19 protein-coding genes are annotated in these 18,651 nt (G+C 63.0%); 13 read left to right on the top strand and 6 right to left on the bottom strand.

Annotated features, from left to right (window positions below):
• Window positions 1–53: 53 nt before the first annotated feature.
• Complete coding sequence (locus PCE31106_RS22335) at window positions 54–962, bottom strand: ribose-phosphate diphosphokinase (RefSeq protein WP_150564714.1); 909 nt, start codon at window positions 960–962, stop codon at window positions 54–56.
• On the bottom strand, window positions 959–2,563 hold the full coding sequence (locus tag PCE31106_RS22330) for a thymidine phosphorylase family protein (protein WP_150564713.1): 1,605 nt from the start codon (window positions 2,561–2,563) through the stop codon (window positions 959–961). The genes PCE31106_RS22335 and PCE31106_RS22330 overlap by 4 nt, the downstream gene beginning before the upstream one ends.
• 424 nt (window positions 2,564–2,987) lie before the next feature.
• On the opposite strand from PCE31106_RS22330, the gene PCE31106_RS22325 reads away from it, so the two are divergent.
• The 6 genes from PCE31106_RS22325 (at window position 2,988) to PCE31106_RS22300 (ending at window position 9,176) form a co-directional block, all read left to right on the top strand.
• Window positions 2,988–3,497: a hypothetical protein gene (locus PCE31106_RS22325; RefSeq protein ID WP_150564712.1), complete on the top strand. Its 510-nt coding sequence runs from the start codon at window positions 2,988–2,990 to the stop codon at window positions 3,495–3,497.
• Between the two features lie 86 nt (window positions 3,498–3,583).
• Window positions 3,584–4,291 (top strand): ABC transporter ATP-binding protein, encoded by a 708-nt coding sequence (locus PCE31106_RS22320; RefSeq protein WP_150564711.1) that lies wholly within the window; start codon window positions 3,584–3,586, stop codon window positions 4,289–4,291.
• A complete protein-coding gene (locus PCE31106_RS22315; protein WP_150564710.1) occupies window positions 4,288–5,373 on the top strand; it encodes an HlyD family secretion protein in 1,086 nt (361 codons plus the stop codon). Before PCE31106_RS22320 ends, PCE31106_RS22315 begins: the two co-directional genes overlap by 4 nt.
• A 31-nt stretch (window positions 5,374–5,404) precedes the next feature.
• Window positions 5,405–6,547, top strand: coding sequence for an ABC transporter permease (locus PCE31106_RS22310; protein WP_150564709.1), 1,143 nt, complete (start codon window positions 5,405–5,407; stop codon window positions 6,545–6,547).
• Between the two features lie 203 nt (window positions 6,548–6,750).
• The gene (locus PCE31106_RS22305; RefSeq protein WP_150564708.1) at window positions 6,751–7,788 is read left to right on the top strand and encodes an Acg family FMN-binding oxidoreductase; all 1,038 of its coding nucleotides are present in this window, start codon (window positions 6,751–6,753) and stop codon (window positions 7,786–7,788) included.
• A 74-nt stretch (window positions 7,789–7,862) separates the two neighbouring features.
• Entirely contained in the window at window positions 7,863–9,176 is a 1,314-nt protein-coding gene (locus PCE31106_RS22300) for an NRAMP family divalent metal transporter (RefSeq protein WP_437343843.1), read from the top strand.
• A gap of 62 nt (window positions 9,177–9,238) precedes the next feature.
• On the opposite strand, the gene PCE31106_RS22295 is transcribed toward PCE31106_RS22300, so the two are convergent.
• On the bottom strand, window positions 9,239–10,066 hold the full coding sequence (locus PCE31106_RS22295) for a universal stress protein (protein WP_150564707.1): 828 nt from the start codon (window positions 10,064–10,066) through the stop codon (window positions 9,239–9,241).
• A 314-nt stretch (window positions 10,067–10,380) separates the two neighbouring features.
• On the opposite strand from PCE31106_RS22295, the gene PCE31106_RS22290 reads away from it, so the two are divergent.
• The 3 genes from PCE31106_RS22290 (at window position 10,381) to PCE31106_RS22280 (ending at window position 12,091) form a co-directional block, all read left to right on the top strand.
• On the top strand, window positions 10,381–11,034 hold the full coding sequence (locus PCE31106_RS22290) for a BON domain-containing protein (RefSeq protein ID WP_174975381.1): 654 nt from the start codon (window positions 10,381–10,383) through the stop codon (window positions 11,032–11,034).
• Between the two features lie 66 nt (window positions 11,035–11,100).
• Window positions 11,101–11,574 (top strand): pyridoxamine 5'-phosphate oxidase family protein, encoded by a 474-nt coding sequence (locus PCE31106_RS22285; RefSeq protein ID WP_017234449.1) that lies wholly within the window; start codon window positions 11,101–11,103, stop codon window positions 11,572–11,574.
• Window positions 11,575–11,629: 55 nt separating this feature from the next.
• The gene (locus PCE31106_RS22280; RefSeq protein ID WP_150564704.1) at window positions 11,630–12,091 is read left to right on the top strand and encodes a universal stress protein; all 462 of its coding nucleotides are present in this window, start codon (window positions 11,630–11,632) and stop codon (window positions 12,089–12,091) included.
• Window positions 12,092–12,156: 65 nt separating this feature from the next.
• Here PCE31106_RS22280 and PCE31106_RS22275 read toward each other — a convergent pair whose 3' ends face one another.
• Window positions 12,157–13,116, bottom strand: coding sequence for a universal stress protein (locus PCE31106_RS22275; RefSeq protein WP_150564703.1), 960 nt, complete (start codon window positions 13,114–13,116; stop codon window positions 12,157–12,159).
• 167 nt (window positions 13,117–13,283) lie between these two features.
• Here PCE31106_RS22275 and PCE31106_RS22270 point away from each other — a divergent pair, with 167 nt between their 5' ends.
• Together PCE31106_RS22270 and PCE31106_RS22265 are read left to right on the top strand one after the other, a co-directional pair.
• Entirely contained in the window at window positions 13,284–14,534 is a 1,251-nt protein-coding gene (locus tag PCE31106_RS22270) for an MgtC/SapB family protein (RefSeq protein ID WP_174975379.1), read from the top strand.
• Between the two features lie 125 nt (window positions 14,535–14,659).
• Complete coding sequence (locus PCE31106_RS22265) at window positions 14,660–15,088, top strand: Hsp20/alpha crystallin family protein (RefSeq protein WP_150549867.1); 429 nt, start codon at window positions 14,660–14,662, stop codon at window positions 15,086–15,088.
• Window positions 15,089–15,139: 51 nt separating this feature from the next.
• Here PCE31106_RS22265 and PCE31106_RS22260 read toward each other — a convergent pair whose 3' ends face one another.
• On the bottom strand, window positions 15,140–15,484 hold the full coding sequence (locus PCE31106_RS22260; RefSeq protein ID WP_174975377.1) for a hypothetical protein: 345 nt from the start codon (window positions 15,482–15,484) through the stop codon (window positions 15,140–15,142).
• A gap of 619 nt (window positions 15,485–16,103) precedes the next feature.
• Between PCE31106_RS22260 and PCE31106_RS22255 the strand changes: the two genes are divergently transcribed.
• Complete coding sequence (locus PCE31106_RS22255) at window positions 16,104–16,751, top strand: response regulator (RefSeq protein WP_150549865.1); 648 nt, start codon at window positions 16,104–16,106, stop codon at window positions 16,749–16,751.
• Window positions 16,752–16,816: 65 nt separating this feature from the next.
• On the opposite strand, the gene PCE31106_RS22250 is transcribed toward PCE31106_RS22255, so the two are convergent.
• Window positions 16,817–17,602, bottom strand: a complete 786-nt coding sequence (locus PCE31106_RS22250; RefSeq protein WP_150564720.1) for a helix-turn-helix domain-containing protein — start codon at window positions 17,600–17,602, stop codon at window positions 16,817–16,819.
• Window positions 17,603–17,968: 366 nt separating this feature from the next.
• Between PCE31106_RS22250 and PCE31106_RS22245 the strand changes: the two genes are divergently transcribed.
• Complete coding sequence (locus PCE31106_RS22245; RefSeq protein WP_150564700.1) at window positions 17,969–18,595, top strand: phosphoribosyltransferase; 627 nt, start codon at window positions 17,969–17,971, stop codon at window positions 18,593–18,595.
• The last annotated feature ends 56 nt before the right edge of the window (window positions 18,596–18,651 follow it).

Here is an 18,651-nt window from a genome sequence, read left to right as displayed (position 1 = left end):
CGCGGCGCGCGGCGCGCGGCAGCGCGGATGTCTCGTCCGCCTGCCGCCGCCGGTCATGGCTTTTTGGGAAGTGTATCGAGCAGGTCGCGCAACGCCTCGGCCAGCGCCGGCGTCACATCGATGGCGTTAGAGGCGTGCGGCACCGTGTTGGCAGTCACGACCCGGCTGGCGCCAGCGGCAACGAGATCGTCGACGCTGATGCCGTCGAACAGTCCATGAACGGCAATGCAGACCGGGTTGCCGAAGCCGGCGCGAATCAGCGCCTTGACGGTGGCTACCATCGTTTGCCCGCTCGCCAGAATGTCGTCGACGATCACTGCCGTGCGTTTCGCAAACGTCGCTGGCACCTGCAACCGGACACTGACCTTGGCGTCGGCCTCCCGGGTTTTGTGCGCGACGACCGACGGCGCGCCGATGCGCTCGCCGATCTGTGCCACCCACGCTTCGCTTTCGTCGTCCGGCCCCACGATGAGCGGATTTGGCACGTTCGCCGAGATCCACGCGGCCGTGGCGGCGACGGCGTGGGGAGAGCGCACCGGAACGGCATAGGCCGCCGAGAGCGACGGCAGCCGGTGCAAGTGCGGTTCAATCGTCACCAGGCCATCGATGTGCGGACTGAGCAGCCGGCCAAAGCTGTAGGCGGACACGGATTCGCCCGGATGGAAGCGCGCGTCCTGGCGCAGATAGCACAAGTACGGCGCCACAAGGACGACATTGCGCGCGCCGAGGTCTCGCGCGGTGTCCGCCGCGAAGATCAGCGGCAGTATCTTGGCATCGGGGCGGTGGAGCGAGCAGACCACGACGACCGCCTTCCCGCTCAGCGGCCCTTCGAGCGCCACTCGTTGTTCGCCATCGGGAAATCGATGAATATCCAGGCGCTGCACAGGGCAAGCGAGGGCGTGAGCGAGCGATCGGGCCACGGATTCGTCCCCGGGCATGGAATAGACCACGACATCCTTCATGATTCCCCCACAGCGACGATGGCTGGAAAGCGGCACGCATACTCGTACGCGTACTCGAGTTCTCCTTCGCTTTCCGCATAGATGGTGAACAGGGGCTGTCTCGAAACCACATGGGTTCCGATCGGTGCTTCGAAGACTACCCCAGCCCTCGGCGCGGCCGGTGCGCCCGCCAGCTTTGCCACCCGCGCCAGATGGCGATTGTCGACGGCGGTGACCACGCCACTGTGGCGGGCCGTTACGGCTTTGCTATGCCGCCCGACCAATGGCTCGCGCATGCCGCCCTGGGCCTCGCAGATTCTCTGGAATTGCCGCCACGCCAGCCCACTGGACAGAATGCGGTGCGCACATGCCTGGCCTTCGCCCGGCAGGGCCTTTCCGCCCATTTCCAGGAGTCTGCCCGCGATGTCAACACTCTTGTCGGCGAGATCGACCGGCGCGTTGCTGCGATTTTGCAGCACGGACAAAACGTCGCGCGCCTCCAGACTGGGGCCGATGCCGCGTCCGACCGGTTGGGCGCCCGCACAGACATAGGTCGAAACTTCGAGTCCGAGCGCCCGGCCAATCGTGCGCAGCCGTTCGGAAAACAGGGTGCTGGCGTATTGAGATCGAATCTTGGCGGTCAGGCCGACCGGCACGTCGATCAGCACGTGCGTAGCGCCGACGGCGAGCTTCTTCGACAGGATGGAGGCCATCATCTGCGCTTCGCTGTCCAGATCGAGCGGGCGCTCCACCTGAATCAGAATGTCGTCGGCCGGGCTGAGGCCCGCCGCGCCGCCAAAGACGATACAACCCCCAACGGCGTCGACGACCCGGCGCATCTCGTCGGCACGCAGATCGACCGGGGCCAGCGTTTCCATGGCGTCGGCGGTCCCCGCAGGCGACGTGATCGCGCGAGACGACGTCTTCGGCATAATCAGCCCTTGCGACGACACGATAGCGACCACGATCGGTGTGGTGCGATTGCCTGGCAGGCCACCAATGCTGTGCTTGTCGACGATGCAGTCCGCCTGCCAATGCAGGGTCTCGCCCGTAGCCACCATCGCGCGCGTGAGGGAAATGATCTCGTCGTCCGCGAGCCGATTCCCCGTGCATGCGGTCAGAAATGCCGAGATATGGATGGAGGAATAGCGGCCGGCGGCAATATCGCCGATCACCTCATCGAGTGCTGCGGGCGTAAACGCTTCGCCGAACATACGGCCTCGCACGTGGCGAAAGGACTCGATCGGCGGCATGTGACGCACGCGCACCCATTCGCCCTCGGTCACATCAAGCGCGGCCAGGGCCGCTTCGCTCAAACCGATCTCGTCGAGTTCCACCCAATCGCCCGTCACGGTCTGTAGGGTTGCGACGACGCTTGCCGTCCGGTATTCAAGCTGCAGACGCGTCTGCGCCGCGAAACCTTCTGAGCGGCAGATCAGGCTATCGCGCCGAAGGTAAGCAACGGCTTCGCGCAACGTGTCGATTTGTACCCTGCGGGCGCGCAGCCGGCGTCCCGTGAACGGAAGGTCGGCGTGGGTATCGGCTTCTCCCGGTGACGAGCCTCGCAGGTCGGGACGACCGACGGCCTCAGCTTCCGGTGACTTCTCGATGTCGTCTGACACAGTGCGTATTCCTTGCAGAGCGCTACGGAGGCGCGTCCCGTCAGCGCGGATTCAGGGCCGATATCGGCGGTGCCTTAGCTTCCCAGCGTAGTGCCGGCAGGCGCGGTAGGCGGCGGGTGTCCGGTGAGACGTTGACGTGCATCAAATGGTGCATCTCCGCGTGTTTCTTGTGAACACCGCATCGGCCGACGTTGAGATATGTCAAGGCCTGGGCCGCTGCAACGGACTATCGTGGAGACATCGCCGGTTCCGACACAACCGACGCAAGCGACACCCGATCTTGCCGGACCTCCGGCACTTGCGTTCGGATACGGCCCCGTTCCGAACGCAGGCAAGTTGGGTTTCTGCCCGCTTCGGCGGGCGATTTTTTTTCGCGCGTTGCGGTCGCGTTGTGTGACCCGCAATCCATTCGGGAGACGCTACGATGTCCAAGGCACCGATTCCCCCCTTGAGTCTGTGCAAGGCGCAAGTGTTCGCGGCGCTCGATGCTCACAGGAATTGGGTCGAGAACGTGCAGTGTCTGCGGCAGATGCAGCTAAAGGCCGACGAAGGTCTGATCGAGGCCGACAATGCGTTCGCCAGTGCACTGGAAAGTGCGTCGGATTTCAGTGCGCTCTTCAATAGCCAGCTCGCCTTCATGAACCGTCAGTTGGCGATGCAGAACCTGATCTGGCAAGGGTTGGTGAAAATGAGTGCCCGAGGGCCGACGGTGTGGGCCGAACAGTACTCTGCCGCGCAGAAGGCATGGCAACAGGTGTTCTCCGAGACGGCGGGCGAAGCGATAGATACGCAAAGCCCCGCCAATTGGTGGACGGCGTGGGGTGAACTGACCAAAACGGCGATGAGCACGTTCGGCTCACTCTCGGATCCGGTCGATCAGAGCGCGCCGAGGGCAAGGCCGGCGGCGTCGGCGCATAACGCCGCGCGCGGCTGATCGGCGGCGGAGCGTCGTCGTTGATCGCGCGAGTCCCCCTGGCGTCCTGACGCTACGCTCGCTCGTCACCGTGGAAGCTCATCCATATGCCCGGCGCACCTGCCACCGAAGCCATCGTCGCCACCGGACTTACCAAAGGGTTCGGGGAAGGGGCGGCCCGCACGACGGCCGTCAATGCCGTCGACTTGGTCGCCCATTTTGGCGAGATGCTCTTCATCGTCGGACCGTCGGGAAGCGGGAAAACCACGCTTCTTAGCCTGCTCTCCGGCATCCTGCGTCCCGACGCCGGCCACGTGTGGGTGGGCGGCAGCGATATCTGGACGTTGTCGAAAGACGATCTGGCGGATTTTCGGCTGAACACGATCGGATTCGTGTTCCAGGACTATCACCTGTTCCCGAGGCTGACGAGCGCGGAAAATGTGGCGATACCGCTCATTCTCAAGCACAAGAACTGGAACGATGCGCTCGAGGCGGCCCGCCAGAGTCTTGCGATCGTCGGACTGAAAGACCGTACCGAGGTGGTGCCCGTCAAGCTCTCGGGCGGCGAGCAGCAACGCGTGGCGATTGCCCGGGCGATCATCGGCGCCCCTCAGATACTGGTGCTCGATGAGCCGACGGCGTCGCTGGACGGCGATACGGGCCGGATGATCATCGCTTTCGTCAAGCAGAAGATCCTGGACCGGAACCGATGCATCGTCATCGTGACGCACGACGCCCGCATCAACGAATACGCGGACCGGATCATTCATATGGAGGACGGACGCATCGTCTCGGCGACTGGGGGGCCTTCGTGAAAAACCCATGGCTCTTCATTGTCTCCGGCGCGGGCATTCTTGCCGCCGTGCTGGGCGCTTACGTTTTCTCGATCGAGCGTAAGCCGGAAGCGCCCGTCTTCACGCCGGTGAGCAATCCGTATCCGGCCGCGATCTACGCGACCGGTATTGTGGAAAGCGAGCAGGGCGGGGGCGCCAATATCAACCTGTACCCGGAGGTCTCGGGCGTCATCACGCAGGTGCTCGTGCACGAAGGCGACACGGTGCGCGCTGGCGCGACGTTGTTGCGGATCGACGATGCGGTTCAGCGAGCGACGACGGAGCAGTTGCACGCTCAAATGCTCGCGGCAGGTGTCGTACTCGACCAACTGAAGGCTGAGCCAAGGAAGGAAACCCTGGCCGTTGCCAAGGCGCAAGTCGACCAGGCGCGCGCGAATCTGACGGCAGCGCAGGATCAGTACGACAAGCGGCGAGCCTCTTATGAGATGGACAACCGGTCGATCAGCAAGGACGTGCTCGACACGGCCCGCGATGCGGTCGGTCAGGCGAGAGCAGCACTGGAAGTCGCACAAAGCCAATATGCGCTGACTCGCGCAGGCGCGTGGCGCTACGACGTGGACAATCAGGCGCACCAGTACGACGCGCTGTCCCAAGCCTATAGCGCGGCCAACGCCCTATTGCAGAAATATGCGATCACGGCCAAAGCGGACGGCGTGGTGCTGGCACTGAACGCCACCGTGGGCAGCTATGTCTCCTCGCAGGGCGTCTACGATACGTACACGGCCGGGTTCGATCCCCTGATTGTCATGGGCGGGCCCCAAGACTATCTGGCGGTACGTTGTTACATCGATGAAATCCTGGTGTCGCGGCTCCCGGCTGCCGGCCATATGCGTGCGCAACTCTCCGTGCGAGGCACCGATCTCAAGGTGCCGCTGGAGTTCGTTCGGGTACAGCCGCTCATATCGCCCAAAATCGAGTTGGCCAACCAGCGCCGGGAAAAGGTCGATCTGCGTGTCCTGCCCGTCATTTTCAGGTTCAAGACGGCAGACTTGCCGAGGATTTATCCGGGACTTCTCGTTGACGTCTTCATTGGGCAGCAATGATGGACGCCTCCGATACCCGGGGAGGGTGAACATGCAATCCACCGGCATTATGCGCATCGGCTTCCGGTTGCTCGTCAACGATAAGGCCAAGTTCTCGGCCTTGCTGGTCGGCATCGTGTTCGCGGTCTTCCTGATGACACAGATGACGGCGATGTTTGCGGGCATCCTGAACCGCGCCCATTCGATCATCACGAATATCGGCGCCGAGATGTGGGTCATCGATCCCGCGGTCAATACACCGAACGCCGCCTTTCCGCTGCCCAATTTCCTGCTGGACGCGGTACTGAGCATGGACGGTGTCCAGTATGCCGCGCCGTTGTATGTCGGCGGCGCGCAGGTCAGGCTGGCCAGCGGCGTCTACCAATCGGTGAGCGTGGTCGGCCTCGACGATGCGAGTCTGTTTGGCCGCCCGCATATGGAAAAGGGGGACATCCTCGACATCTATGCCGACAACGCGTTTCTGGTCGTCGACGATCCCGAAATCGCCAAGCTGGAGCATCCCACGATCGGAACCACGTTCGAAATCAACGACTTTCGCGGCGTTGTCGTGGGCTTGGCGAATGTGTCCGCGAACGGGTTAAACGGCGTGCCAACGCTCTATACCACCTACAGCAGGGCCGTCGAGTACATTCCGGGGACACGGTTCACCCTCTCTTACATTCTGGTGCGGCCGAAGTCGCCGGCGGCGATTCCGGCCATCAAGCGACAGGTGGCGCAGCTCGGTTACATCGCGCTCACCAAGAATGAGTTCAATCAGCGCGTTGCGAATTTCTATACCTACCAGACGGGCATCGGCACCAATATTCTGCTCATGACCATCATCAGTTTCATCGTTGGGGTCTCCATTTCGGGCCAGACGTTCTATTCGTTCGTGCTCGAAAACCTGGACAAATTCGGCGCGCTGAAAGCGATCGGCGCAAAAGGCAGCGAACTGGTGAAGATGATTCTGTTCATGGCCGCATTTACCGCGTTGACGGGTTATGGCATCGGCGTGGGCCTGGTCACGCTGGTGATTACCCTTGCCAAGCGCACGTTGCCAAACTACGCCGCCATCACCACGTTCTGGAATCTCGCGTTCTCCTTCACGATGGTGTTGCTGATCGCGGCGATTTCCAGCTATATCGGCATTCGCAAAGTATTGCGGATCGAACCGTTCGACATTTTCCGCGGATAAGCCCGCGGCCCCTCGCGGGCGGCGCAGCTGTCCATTGACGTTCGTCAATGCGCAAGCGCGCCCGTTGCATCAGACTTCAGGCAATACGATCAATACGCTTGAAACGCTCGACAAGCGCAATAATCTCGCTCACCAAGCGCCTGCCAGGCCGATGTCACGTCGCGGTACCCGTGTTGTCGCGCCCTAGACCGAAGGAGGTTTTCGTGCCCCGATCCAAGGACAACTTACTCCAGGCGTGGACCGTCGACGATCAGGCGTTCGCCAGGACTGCGACGGCCGCCGAGCGGCTGAGATTCTGCCTGCAATACGCCATCCTCGCGCCCTCCACGCATAACACGCAGCCGTGGCGCTTCGTGATCAGCGACGACACGGTCCTGTTGTGTGCCGACCGCACCCGGGCGTTGCCGGTCAGCGACACCTATGACCGCGAGTTGGCTATCAGTTGCGGGGCGGCCTTGTTCAATCTGCGCGTCGCCCTCAGCCACTTCCGCTGCCCGTATGTGATCCGCATCATGCCGTCGAGCGCCGAGCCGGACGTACTCGCCAGCGTGCAAATCTCGGACGAGGGCTTCGTGGACGGGCAGATCGCTACGCTGTTCGCCGCCATCCCGAATCGGGTGACCAATCGGCAAGCCTTCGACCCGGCGCCGGTGCCGCAAGCGACGATCGCGTCGCTACAGGCGGCGGCCGAGGCGGAAGGCGCCCAACTCGCCCCGACAGCGAACGACGCAGAGCGCTTGCGACTGGCCGACCTGATCGATCAGGCGGATCGAATCCAACTGGGAGATCCGCGCTTTCGCCGCGAACTGGCATTGTGGATCAATGCCGCGCGGCGCGATGACGGCATGGCAAGCTACTCGGCAAGTGCGGCAAGCCTGCTCGACTTCGCTTCTCCGATCCTGGCCACCGTCGTGCGTACATTTGACGTCGGCGGCGGTTTGGCGGCAAGCCACCGCCGTCTTGTGGAGGGTTCGCCCTTGCTCGTCTGCCTGGCAACGCGCTCGGACGGCCCTGAAAACTGGTTGTTGGCCGGGCAGGCCATGCAGCGGGTGTTACTGACGCTCACGGCCCAGGGGTTTGATGCGTCGTTCCTCAACCAGCCGATCGAAGTCGAGACATTGCGCTCGGCCATCGGTGCCATGACAGGCAGCGGGGACCATCCGCAGATCCTGCTGCGCGTGGGCCGAGGCCCCTCGCAAGCCCACGCGCCAAGGCGCGCCCTGGAATCGGTGGCTTCGTAAGTGTGACGTTGCCCGAAATCACGAGTGCGCGCCAAGGGCTGGCGCGCGAGACGTCTTGAGTCGCGAGGGCGGGAATGGGGCTGGAAACGCAGGGTGAGCGGTCATCGATGTGGCTTCAGGGGCTGCGCAAACGGCTGAGCGAGCATCCGCTCAGGCGCGTGGGCCCTGGGCTGATCACGGGCGTCGCGGACGACGATCCGAGCGGTGTCGTCACCTACACCCAGGCGGGCGCGCAGTATGGGCTTAACATGTTATGGACCATGCCGCTCGCGTTCCCCTTGATGGCGGCCATGCAGTTGATCTGCGCGCGCATCGGTCGCGTCACGGGCAAAGGGCTTGCCGCCAATATCGAGATGGCATTTCCGCCGATCGTCCTGCGCGGCGTGATCGTCCTGCTCCTCTTTGCCAATACGCTCAATATTGCGGCCGATCTGGCCGCGATGGGCGAAGTGGCGGAGCTGACCAGCGGCATCGATCGACATTGGATGACCATCGGCTTTGCGCTCGGCTCGCTGCTCCTGCAGGTCTTCGTGCCTTACCACCGCTACGTTGTCTTCCTGAAATGGCTGACCGTGTCGCTGCTCGCCTACGCCGCCGTCCTGCTGACGGTGCATGTGCCGTGGCGACAAGTGGCCATGCGTACGCTGTGGCCCGATCTCACCATCGACTCGGCCAGCGCGGCCGTCATTGTCGGGGTGTTCGGCACGACCATCAGCCCCTATCTCTTCTTCTGGCAGACCTCGGAGGAGGTGGAGGAGATGGAACGAGACCCCACGGCGTTGCCGCTGAAGGACGACAACGTGGCCGCCGTTGCTGCCAGCGGCGAGCTTCGGCGAATCGGATGGGACACCTGGACAGGAATGTTTTACTCGGACATCACCGCCTATTTCGTAATCCTGGCGACTGCCGTTACGCTCCACGCGAGCGGCATTCGGAGCGTCGACACCGCGGCGCAGGCAGCCAGTGCGTTGCGGCCGCTGGCCGGCGACCTGGCGTATGCGCTGTTCAGTGTCGGCATCGTGAGCGTGGGTCTGATCGGGGTGCCGGTGCTGGCAGGGTCCGGTGCCTATGCGATGGCGGAAGCCATGCACTGGAAGGAGGGGCTCGAGCGCAAGCCCAGTGCGGCGCACGGCTTCTACGGCATTATCGCGCTCAGCATGCTCGCTGCCACCGGCATCCAGTATTCGCCGATCAGCCCGATGAAGGCGTTGTTCTGGAGTGCCGTCATCAATGGTGTCGTGGCGGTGCCGCTGATGGTCGTTGTACTACTGCTCGCCTCGAGGAAATCGGTGATGGGCCAATTCACGGCGAGCTGGCCCATTCTTGCCTTGGGCTGGATGGCTACCGGAGTAATGGGCGCGGCGGCTGTGGCGATGCTGCTGATGTAGTCGGCGGGAGATCACCGCAGCCGACAGCGCTGGCGCGCCGACGACTGCAGTGCCGAATCACGTCAGTGGGACAGCAGCACCGGCGTGGACATGTGCTTGAGCACCGTGCGTGTTGCGCCACCGAACACGAGTTCACGCGTCGGACCGTGTCCGTAGGCGCCCATGACCAGCAAGTCCGCTTCGTATTCCTCGGTCACGGCCAACAACTGAACACCATCGCTGGCTTCGGTGTCCTGTCGGATCGACACCGGCTTCGCGCGCAATCCGTGTTTCTCCAGCAGGTGCACGATCTCGTTGAGTGACGGATCGTCGCCCGCCGGGGAGCGGTTGATCCCGACGACGAAGATGTCCTGCGCGCGCCCGAGCAGTTGCCAGGCGTCGCCGATCGCACGTCTGGCTTCACGCGAGCCATTCCAGGCGATCACGATGCGCCGGATTTCCTGCGGTAGGGTCACGTTGTGCGGGAGTCCCAGCACCGGTACGCCCGCCGAGACGACGACGTCGCCGATGCCGTCCACACCGAGGGCGGCGACCCCACCCGGCGCATCGGGTTGACCGACGATGCAAAGGTCGGTGCCTTTGGCAAAGTTCGACAGGATGGTCGTCGGCGCGCCGAACGGCGCATGCCAGTCTCCGGCGATATCGTGTTCGGCACAAACCTCCTGGAACAACTTTTCGGCCGCGTGCAACGCCGTCTGAGCACGCCCCTCCGTCCGGTAGTGGTCTCCAGACGATTCGCGTTGTCCTGAATGCACCGCGCCCGGGCGGTGGGGCACGTAGATTCCTGCGAGACTGGCGTCATGGTGACGGGCAAGCAGCCCGCTGAAGCGCAGCCGTGCCGCACTCGTCGCGGTGTCGTCTATATGGACACAAATTCTCCGTAAGCTCATTTCGCTCCTCCTCGCATGGGTGACCCGCGCATTCGCCTGCGACAAGTCGGATTACCACGCAGGCATGTTTTGTTATAGCGCGGACAGCCCGCTCGGCGGCGAGATTCCCGCCATCGGGTTGATGCGAATCAAGCTCGCGCGGCTTGCGTGCGGTGGGTGACGCCCTGCGTGACGTTGATGTCGGTCAAGCGCTGCCGAGAGAAGCCGGCAATGCGCCTGCTGAGGCGCTAAGGTGGAAGAACACGGCGCGATACCCGCAACTGTCAGCGACATTGGCGATGGCGCCATCCCTATTCTGTGGCACGGAGTACCCCATGAAGACAGATACTCAACTGCAACGCGACGTGATGGACGAGCTCGCGCGCGACACTAACGTTCACGCCAGCGAGATTGGCGTCGAGGTGCGCGACGGCATTGTCACGCTCTCGGGCGAGGTCGCGAGTTTCTTTGAAAAGTGCGAGGCCGAGCGCGTCGCGGCGAAGGTCGCGGGGGCGCGCGCGATTGTGATTGGACTGGAAGTCGTGCCCATGTCGAAGGATCGTCATACCGATGCCGATATCGCAAGAGCCGCGCTTGCCGTGCTGAAGTGGCACGCCGGCCTGCCGGACGATGGCATGCACGTCAAGGTCGAGAACGGCTGGGTGTCCCTGGCGGGCGACGTCGAAACCTACACGCAGCGCGTGTTGGCCGAGAGTGCCGTTCGTACGTTGCGAGGCGTGAAGGGCGTCATCAACGACATCAAGGTGCTCAGTGGGCCCCATCGGACGGAGATTGTCGGGCATATCGCCGCCGCGCTGGCACGTCAGGCGCAGCGCGAGGCGCGCCACCTAGACATATCCGTTCTGGGCAATGGCGAGGTGCTGCTGACCGGCACGGTCCATTCGCTGGCGGAAAAGGAAGCCATCCGGGGCGCGGCCATGACCACGCATGGCGTATGTGCCGTCGTGGATCGGCTAACGGTTGAGTAAGCGCGCCGGGTGATGCCCACGGGGCGGCACTCGCAACGCGGACGCGATAGACGCAGGAGAAGCCTCATGAACGCAGACCTGGAGGCCGTCATTCTGGACGTGCTGGATTCGTGCCGGGAGTTGTCGCTCGCGACGCTCATGGCGGACGGGAACACGCAGTCCGATGTCGTTTGTTTCGTCCATCACGGACTCGACATCTATTTCGCCACCGGACGCGATAGCCGCAAGATGGCGAATATCGAGCGCGCCGCGCAGGTCTCGTTCTGTCTTTACAAGCCCTATGTCGGATGGCCGGACATCAAGGCGCTATCGGGCCACGCCTTTGCCGAAATTTTGCCGGACGAATCGTCCGAGCGTGTACTGGCGATGCGACTGCTCGATGAGCGTTTTCCAGACGCGTGGACACGCGTTCCCGAACACGGTTCGAGCCGCTCCACCATTGTGAAGCTTGAATGCTGGGCGCTTCAGGTGCTCGACTACAGCCGCGGGTTTGGTCATGCCGATATCGTTACCGTTCCATCGAAACGTCGCTGCGAATAGCGCGAGTGGCCGTGGCGTCGGTGGTTGAGGGAATGCAAAACAAGGGGAAGAAATCATGTACCGCAACATACTGGTGGCTTTCGATGCCAGTCCGCCCTCGGAAACTGCGCTGATCCACGCCGCGAGGCTCGCCAAGGCGCTCGGGGCGAGCCTTCGCGTCGCTTACGTCGAAGTCGACCCGGCACTCTACTTCCCCTTGATGGCGGCAGCGTTGCCGTCGGTGGCCGACATGCAGAACGCGCTCAATGCCGAGACGCTGGCCGTTCGGGAAGCGGCATTGGACATTCTGGCGCGCGAGGGCGTTGCAGCCGATTTCGCGACGCTACCGTTGATGGACAGCCATATGCACATCGCCGATCGGTTGCTGACGGAGGTTCGGCGCGTGGGCGCCGATCTCGTGGTCACCGGCTCGCACGGCCGCCGCGGCCTCGCGCGCCTCACGCTCGGTAGCGAGGCCAACCGCATGCTGCAGCGTGCCGACCGGCCAGTGCTCATCATCAAGTCGCCCGCGCCATAGCGCGTCTGCGGCGTGCGGCGGTGCCATCAGGCCCCGGGGCGCACGCGGGTCTCGTCCCCGACGCGTCAGCCCGCCTGATTGACGACCAGCAACGGGCGATCGATCGCGCGGGCAACCCGCTCGTTCTCATGACCGTTGAACCATGAGCGCAACCCGTGACGATCCTGCGCGCCCACGACGACGAGGTCCGCGTCCCATTCCTGCGCTTCCCGGAGTAGGGCGGTGGCCACGTCTTCCGTCAGGCGCGTGTGCGACACGCGGCTCTCGATGTTGGCTTTGGCACCCAGTTCGGTCATGATCGCCGAGGCTTGTTTGAGCGCGTTTGCAGCGCGGGGAACGTTGGGCGCCGACGAGAGAAGGGATTCCTCCAATTCGGACACGTCGACCCCTCGGTCCTCGACATAAATAGCCAGCAGGCTCGAATGCGGCGGGGCCACCTGCATCCCCACGCGAACGGCATGCAGCGATGCCTCGCTACCGTCGACCGCAAACAGGATCCGGCGCGCGTGGTGCAGCGACGATTCGGTCGCTTTTTTGGGAATCATGAGAATGGCGCGGTGCGTGTGCTCGGCCAGTTCGGCAGAGACCCTGGTGCCCAGCAGGGCGGCAATACCGGCGGCGGGTTCGGCGCCGACGACGACCAGGTCGGCATTCCATTCATCGGCCACTCGGGCAATGCCCGCCGAGATTTCGCGATTGCCCAGCGCCGGCCCCAGCAGACGCTTGTGCACCTGTGCGCCAGTACGTTGCAATACCGCCTGTGCGCCCTCCAGGGCCACGAGTTCGTCGCGGCGGAGTTCGTCGAACGCGGCGCTGACATCGGCCGGCGTACGGGAGTGAGGCGTCAGGTACGCCTCGGGATCCTCGAAGAATCCCAAGACCAGCGCTTGCGTGTCCGGCGAACAGAAATGGGCGGCATACGGGATGGCGTTCAGCGACGCGCCGCTCGGATCGACGGCAACGAGGATCCGCCGGAACGGCTTGGGAAAGCCATGGGGCGACAGCAGTTGGGAGACAGGTTCCATGGTCGAAGTCGCCGGGCAGGGCGATCCTTATCGATGAATCGTTAATAGCATAGACGGTACACGGGCAGCGCCATTGCGTTCGATCAACATCGCACGCCACGACGCGGCGCCGACGCGCCCCATCGCTTATGCTATACCGTGCACAGAACGAAATATACGGGCGCGCGATGACCGAATCCATGCTCGAAATTCTGCCGTATGCAACCGCGCTGGCGATTGGCGTGCTCATCGGTGCCGAACGCGAGCGGCGCAAGGGTGCGACCCACGAGCGGTCGGCGGCAGGCATCCGGACGTTTGCGCTGACAGCCGTTCTGGGGGCAGCGGCCTTGGCACTGGGGGGCGTTTGGCTCCTGGCTGCGGTGGTGCTGGCGCTCAGCGCGGTGTTGATCGCCGCCTATCTACGTCCCCACGACGATCCAGGGATCACGACCGAGATCTCGCTGATCCTGACGTTGCTGCTCGGTGCGATGGCGCAACGCCACCCCGCCTTGACGATCGCCATCGCCGTGGCCGTCGCGAGCGTGATGCAGGTGCGCTTTCACTTGCATCGGCTCGTGACGCGCGTCGTGACGGAAGCCGAGTTGCAGGACGTGCTTCTGCTCGCGGTGGCTGCCCTCGTGATTCTGCCTATCCTGCCGAATCGGCCTATCGATGTCTTCGACTCGGTCAATCCGTCCACGATATGGCGCTTCACCGTCGTCATGCTCTCCATTGCCGTGATCGGTCATTTTGCCCAACGCGCGCTTGGGCCGAACGCGGGATTGCCGGTCACGGGGTTCGCTTCCGGGTTCGCGTCGAGCATCGCCACGATCAGCGCGATGGGCCTGCAGGCCAGGCAAAACCCGGCCTTGTTGCTGCCCGCCGTCGCGGGCGCCGCGCTCTCCAGCGTCTCGACCATGGTGCAGTTGGCCATTGTGATTGGCACGGTCTTCCCGACTGTGTTGCTCCATCTTGCGTTGCCGCTCGGCGCCGGCGCCGTTGCCGCGCTGTCGTACGGACTTTGGGCGCTTTGGCGCGCGAACCGGTGCGCCACGCCGCCAATGGTCCACATTGGAACCGCCATCGATTTGAAGTCCGCGTTGGTGCTGACCCTGAGTGTGTCCGTCGCCATGTTCGCTTCGGGGGCACTCTCGCATTGGTTCGGGAAATCGGGCTTGCTGGCGGTCGCCTTGGTGGGCGGCTTGGCGGACGCGCATTCCATCGCGGCCAGTGCGGCCGCGCTGGCCGAACAGGGCCGGCTCAGCGTCACGGACGTTGGCCTTCCGATACTGGCCGGGGCCTCGACAAACGCCATGGTCAAGGGGATTGCCGCGTTCGTATCCGGGGGGCCACGTTTCGCGAAGCTCGTCGTTCCCGGCATCGTGCTGGTGATTGCTGCCCTCTGGCTCGGTTATGCCTTCGTGCCGTCGATTTCATGATCGACGCCAAGGTTTCTCTTGATGTCAGTCAATTCGTCGGCGCGCTCGCGATCTAGATTAGACAACGTGCGACATGGATCGCAGCCCCCTGGGCGCACCGCGCCCCTTATCCCACGGAGTCAGTCATGGCAAACCTCACCCGATTCGATCCTCTGAGTCTCGACGAGCCGTTCGAGAACCTCATTCGTAACGCGTTCTGGCGTCCGCTTGCGCTGGAGAGTTCGAAGCGTATGCAAATCAAGCTCGATGTCGAAGAGGACGACAAGCAATTTACCGTACGCGCCGATATACCTGGTGTGAGCAAGGAAAACATCAAGGTCGCGCTCGACGGCAACCAGGTGTCCATCAGCGCGCACCTCAGCAACACCACGGAAACGAAGGACAAGGGCAACTTCGTGCATCGGGAACGGTATGAAGGCGATATGTATCGCAGCTTCTCGTTGTCACAGGCAGTGGACCGGGACAAGGCCGTCGCGAACTATCGCGACGGAGTGCTGGAACTGGTGCTGCCAAAGCGGGCCGATGCCGGCCAGCGGGAGTTGACCATTCAGTAAGCCGCACAGGCGGCATGTGAGGGTGCCGCTCAGGTACCCTCGCGAGGCGGACTAGTGCAGCGTTTGCGGAAGCGGGATGAACGCGACGCCGCGCGGCATATCTTCAAATTCGGGCGACCGCAGCCCGTCGATCACCTGACACGCATAATCGATCGCGCATCGGAGCGCGCGATAGGGGTCTGCGTCCAACCGCTCGTTCAATGTGATCTGTATCACAACGCCTTCGGTCGGCGCGTCATCCGACAGAGGGCCGTCGTGCTTTGCCGTTGCGCCGCGCACGATCGCCACAGGCAAATAGCGCCGGTCCTGGCTCGGTATGGCATATCCGCCGCAACCGACAAGCTGCGCGTGAGCCTCGATAAGGAATGCCTTGTAATGTTGTCGCTGCGTAGACATGAGTACCTCTTAAGCACTTGGGATCGCTGGCACGATCTGGAGGGATTGACGACCGTGTCTGTATTCGCCATTTATAAGCCTGTGCACGAGAGGCGCCATGACCCAAGTCAATTCGTCACGATGCAGCGTCTTGAATACGTTGCGCGGGACCGCATCGACGCCGCAAGCACCCCAAAAAACGGCATCCCGCTGCGATTCTCCCGCGTACCGGGACGAACTGCCCGATGGGGGTACTTACCCGATGCCATAACGCCGGATCGTGCCTCCCATTTTTTGTTTGGAGGGATTCCTCTCATCTTTTCGGCTGATACGTCGGTCGCACCTCGACGGTAATATCTCTTGAAAGCTGAGAGAAATGCGCTTTAGTTAATAGAAGAACAACTGCGGGACGGAAGTGCGCTCGCAAACCGTTGCAAAAGCGAATCCCGAGCGGTGGTTTGCGCTCGGTGATTGCCGCCCCATATTGGGGGGGTATAGGTCACTGAATAGCTCAAGATCGGACGGATGCGGTTTATCCGCAACGTGCCACCGCCTCGCCGGTGTCGCTGGGTACGCGAATCGAAGGCTCTGCCGGGCAGCCTCTCAGGCAAGCGGTTGCCACCAAATTCGGAGGCAAGGCATGACGCGTATCATGATCGCGGACGATCACGCCGTAGTGAGAGATGGACTCAAACATATCCTGGAGGGGGCGGGCATGTTTGACGTCGTCGGCGAAGCTGCGGACGGCGCTGCGATCCCCTTGATGGTCGATGATTGCTCTCCCAACGTGTTGCTGCTCGATCTGTCGATGCCGGGAAGAAGCGGATTGGAACTGATTCGGCTGTTACTGGATTCCCATCCGGCGTTGCGCATACTGGTGCTTACCATGCACTCGGAGGAGCAGTACATCGTGCGTGCTTTCCAGGCGGGGGCAGCGGGATACCTGACCAAGGAAAGCGCAGCAGACGAACTGGTCACGGCCATCAATCATGTGGCCGTGGGTGGCACCTATGTCAGCCAGTCGATCGCGGGCAAGTTGGCGTCGATCTTCCAGGGAAATGGCGACGACGTGCCGCATCGGCGCCTGTCCAATCGCGAACTGGAAGTCTATCGTCGCCTGGTGCGTGGCGAACCGCTCACCACCATCGCCAATGCGCTGTGTGTCAGCCCCAAGACCGTCAGCACCTACAAGATGCGTCTCATGGAGAAAATGCAGATGCTCAATGAGATGCAACTGGTGCGCTACGCGCTTCGCCATCATCTCTTCGACGAGGGCGATAACCTCTGACGATCTACGTGATCGGTCTCGCGTGGCGAGGCGTCGGACGTTCGGCGGCCGTCATGTCGGCGCCGTCAGCACGCGCCAAGCGCTTCGCGGTCCAGAAGCGTAATCCGCTTTCCCGCAACGAGAATCAACCCACCGCGCTGAAACCGCGATAGCGACCGGCTGACCGTCTCGAGCTTCATGCCGAGATGGCTTCCGATGTCTTCGCGCGTCATGCGCAGTGTGAACTCGCGCGGCGAGTACCCCCGCTGCTCGAAGCGGTTCGAAAGATTCAGAAGGAAGGTCGCGACCCGCTGATCGGCACTCATGCTGCCCAATAACACCATTTGTGCCGTCTCTCGGACGATCTCGGCGCTCATGAGCCGGTGAATATGCTGTTGGAGCGGCGTCAATGCGCGGCACAGCACCTCCAGGGGCTGGAATGGGATCACACAGACGGCGCTATCTTCCAGGGCGAAGGCATCGCAGGGGTGTGACTCGGCGACGATGCCGTCCAGGCCGAGCAGTTCGCCGGGAAGATGAAATCCCGACACGTATTGGCGCCCCAGCGAATGCTGCGCCACGGTCTTGAACGAACCCGAGCGGACCGCGTAGAGACTGTGGAACGAATCGCCGGTCCGGTAAAGCGCATGCCCCTGCCGGACCATCCGCCAGGTACGCACGACAGATTTCAGGCGTGCTGCATCGTGGTCGTTCAGCTTCGACGCAAAACAAAGGTGTCGCAATACGCACGTGCCGCATTGGGCGGGGGGATGCGAGATCAGCTCGCTCGACATGCCGTCACTAACCGTTGAAAACGCATCGACGGCACCGAAGCGACGCTCGGCGTCTGCCAAAAAATGTGATTCGTACATCGCCATCTCCCGGCCAGCCATTGGCCTGCATGCACCGATTGCGCGCGTTCATGCGCCCAATGTTCCGGTTGTCTTCCTGCATGTGCCTACCCGCGCTCGCGCACTGTCTGGCGTGGCCCTCAAGTGGCTTGTTTTGTCTTTGGGGTAGGGGCTTGAAACCAAGTATCGCGACGGCCGCGTCCGGGGGGAAGCAGGTGCGGCTGAGATCTCTGTAGGCAGACGCACGCCCCGTGTCAGGCAATCCTTACGCAGACCGTTTCGTGCGAACGCCTGACGGGAATGCTTGACCTTGGCTAAACCGGCGCCTCCCCCGATGACTAGGATGATCTTATGGGGGCGCTCAGCCGCCGTTCGAGGAGAACGTCAATGCCATTTATCGACAGGGCCGATGCCGCACGCCAGCTAGCCAAGGCCCTCAACGCGTACTCGGGCAAGCACCCGTTGATCCTGGCCGTGCCACGCGGTGGGGTTCCGATTGGGGCCATCGTGGCCGATGCCCTCGGCGGCGATCTGGACATTGTGCTGGTGAGGAAGTTGGGCGCCCCCGGCAATCCCGAACTGGCGGTCGGCGCCGTGGACGAGAGCGGCTGGACCTACCTGACGCCATACGCGAAGCTGGCGGGCGGCGAGAGTGCCTATGTCGAACACGAACGAATGGTGCAACTCGACACCCTCCGGCGTCGCCGGGCCCGCTTTACGCCGGGAAGACAGCGGACGAGCGCCGACGGCCGGTTGGCGATTGTCGTGGACGATGGCATCGCCACGGGGGCATCGATCATCGCGGCGTTGCATTCGGTACGACAGCTTGGGCCGGCACGACTGATATGCGCGGTGCCGGTGGCCCCGCCAGATGCCTTGCGCGACATCGCGCCCTATGCCGACGAAGTAATCTGTCTGGAGACACCGGCCGATTTCAGCGCGGTGGGTGCCTTCTACCGGAAATTTCCCCAAGTCAGCGATGACGAGGTCGTCGCCTGCTTGCGTTCGCGCTGATTGTCCACGCATCGCCTGCGCACTACCGGGTGTCCTGCGTGTCGCGTCGCATGTCT

It is taken from the genome of Pandoraea cepalis (assembly GCF_902459665.1).
GTDB classification, from domain to species: Bacteria; Pseudomonadota; Gammaproteobacteria; order Burkholderiales; family Burkholderiaceae; genus Pandoraea; species Pandoraea cepalis.
Note: the sequence above shows the minus strand (reverse complement) of the source record. Positions and strands in the feature narration are given on the sequence as shown.

What these genes read in the sequence shown, in the direction of transcription:
- PCE31106_RS22335 (WP_150564714.1), bottom strand. Translation starts at nt 962, where the DNA reads ATGAAGGATGTCGTGGTCTATTCCATGCCCGGGGACGAATCCGTGGCC.
- PCE31106_RS22325 (WP_150564712.1), top strand. Translation starts at nt 2,988, where the DNA reads ATGTCCAAGGCACCGATTCCCCCCTTGAGTCTGTGCAAGGCGCAAGTG.
- PCE31106_RS22320 (WP_150564711.1), top strand. Translation starts at nt 3,584, where the DNA reads ATGCCCGGCGCACCTGCCACCGAAGCCATCGTCGCCACCGGACTTACC.
- PCE31106_RS22310 (WP_150564709.1), top strand. Translation starts at nt 5,405, where the DNA reads ATGCAATCCACCGGCATTATGCGCATCGGCTTCCGGTTGCTCGTCAAC.
- PCE31106_RS22300 (WP_437343843.1), top strand. Translation starts at nt 7,863, where the DNA reads ATGGGGCTGGAAACGCAGGGTGAGCGGTCATCGATGTGGCTTCAGGGG.
- PCE31106_RS22295 (WP_150564707.1), bottom strand. Translation starts at nt 10,066, where the DNA reads ATGAGCTTACGGAGAATTTGTGTCCATATAGACGACACCGCGACGAGT.
- PCE31106_RS22290 (WP_174975381.1), top strand. Translation starts at nt 10,381, where the DNA reads ATGAAGACAGATACTCAACTGCAACGCGACGTGATGGACGAGCTCGCG.
- PCE31106_RS22285 (WP_017234449.1), top strand. Translation starts at nt 11,101, where the DNA reads ATGAACGCAGACCTGGAGGCCGTCATTCTGGACGTGCTGGATTCGTGC.
- PCE31106_RS22280 (WP_150564704.1), top strand. Translation starts at nt 11,630, where the DNA reads ATGTACCGCAACATACTGGTGGCTTTCGATGCCAGTCCGCCCTCGGAA.
- PCE31106_RS22275 (WP_150564703.1), bottom strand. Translation starts at nt 13,116, where the DNA reads ATGGAACCTGTCTCCCAACTGCTGTCGCCCCATGGCTTTCCCAAGCCG.
- PCE31106_RS22270 (WP_174975379.1), top strand. Translation starts at nt 13,284, where the DNA reads ATGACCGAATCCATGCTCGAAATTCTGCCGTATGCAACCGCGCTGGCG.
- PCE31106_RS22265 (WP_150549867.1), top strand. Translation starts at nt 14,660, where the DNA reads ATGGCAAACCTCACCCGATTCGATCCTCTGAGTCTCGACGAGCCGTTC.
- PCE31106_RS22260 (WP_174975377.1), bottom strand. Translation starts at nt 15,484, where the DNA reads ATGTCTACGCAGCGACAACATTACAAGGCATTCCTTATCGAGGCTCAC.
- PCE31106_RS22255 (WP_150549865.1), top strand. Translation starts at nt 16,104, where the DNA reads ATGACGCGTATCATGATCGCGGACGATCACGCCGTAGTGAGAGATGGA.
- PCE31106_RS22250 (WP_150564720.1), bottom strand. Translation starts at nt 17,602, where the DNA reads ATGTACGAATCACATTTTTTGGCAGACGCCGAGCGTCGCTTCGGTGCC.
- PCE31106_RS22245 (WP_150564700.1), top strand. Translation starts at nt 17,969, where the DNA reads ATGCCATTTATCGACAGGGCCGATGCCGCACGCCAGCTAGCCAAGGCC.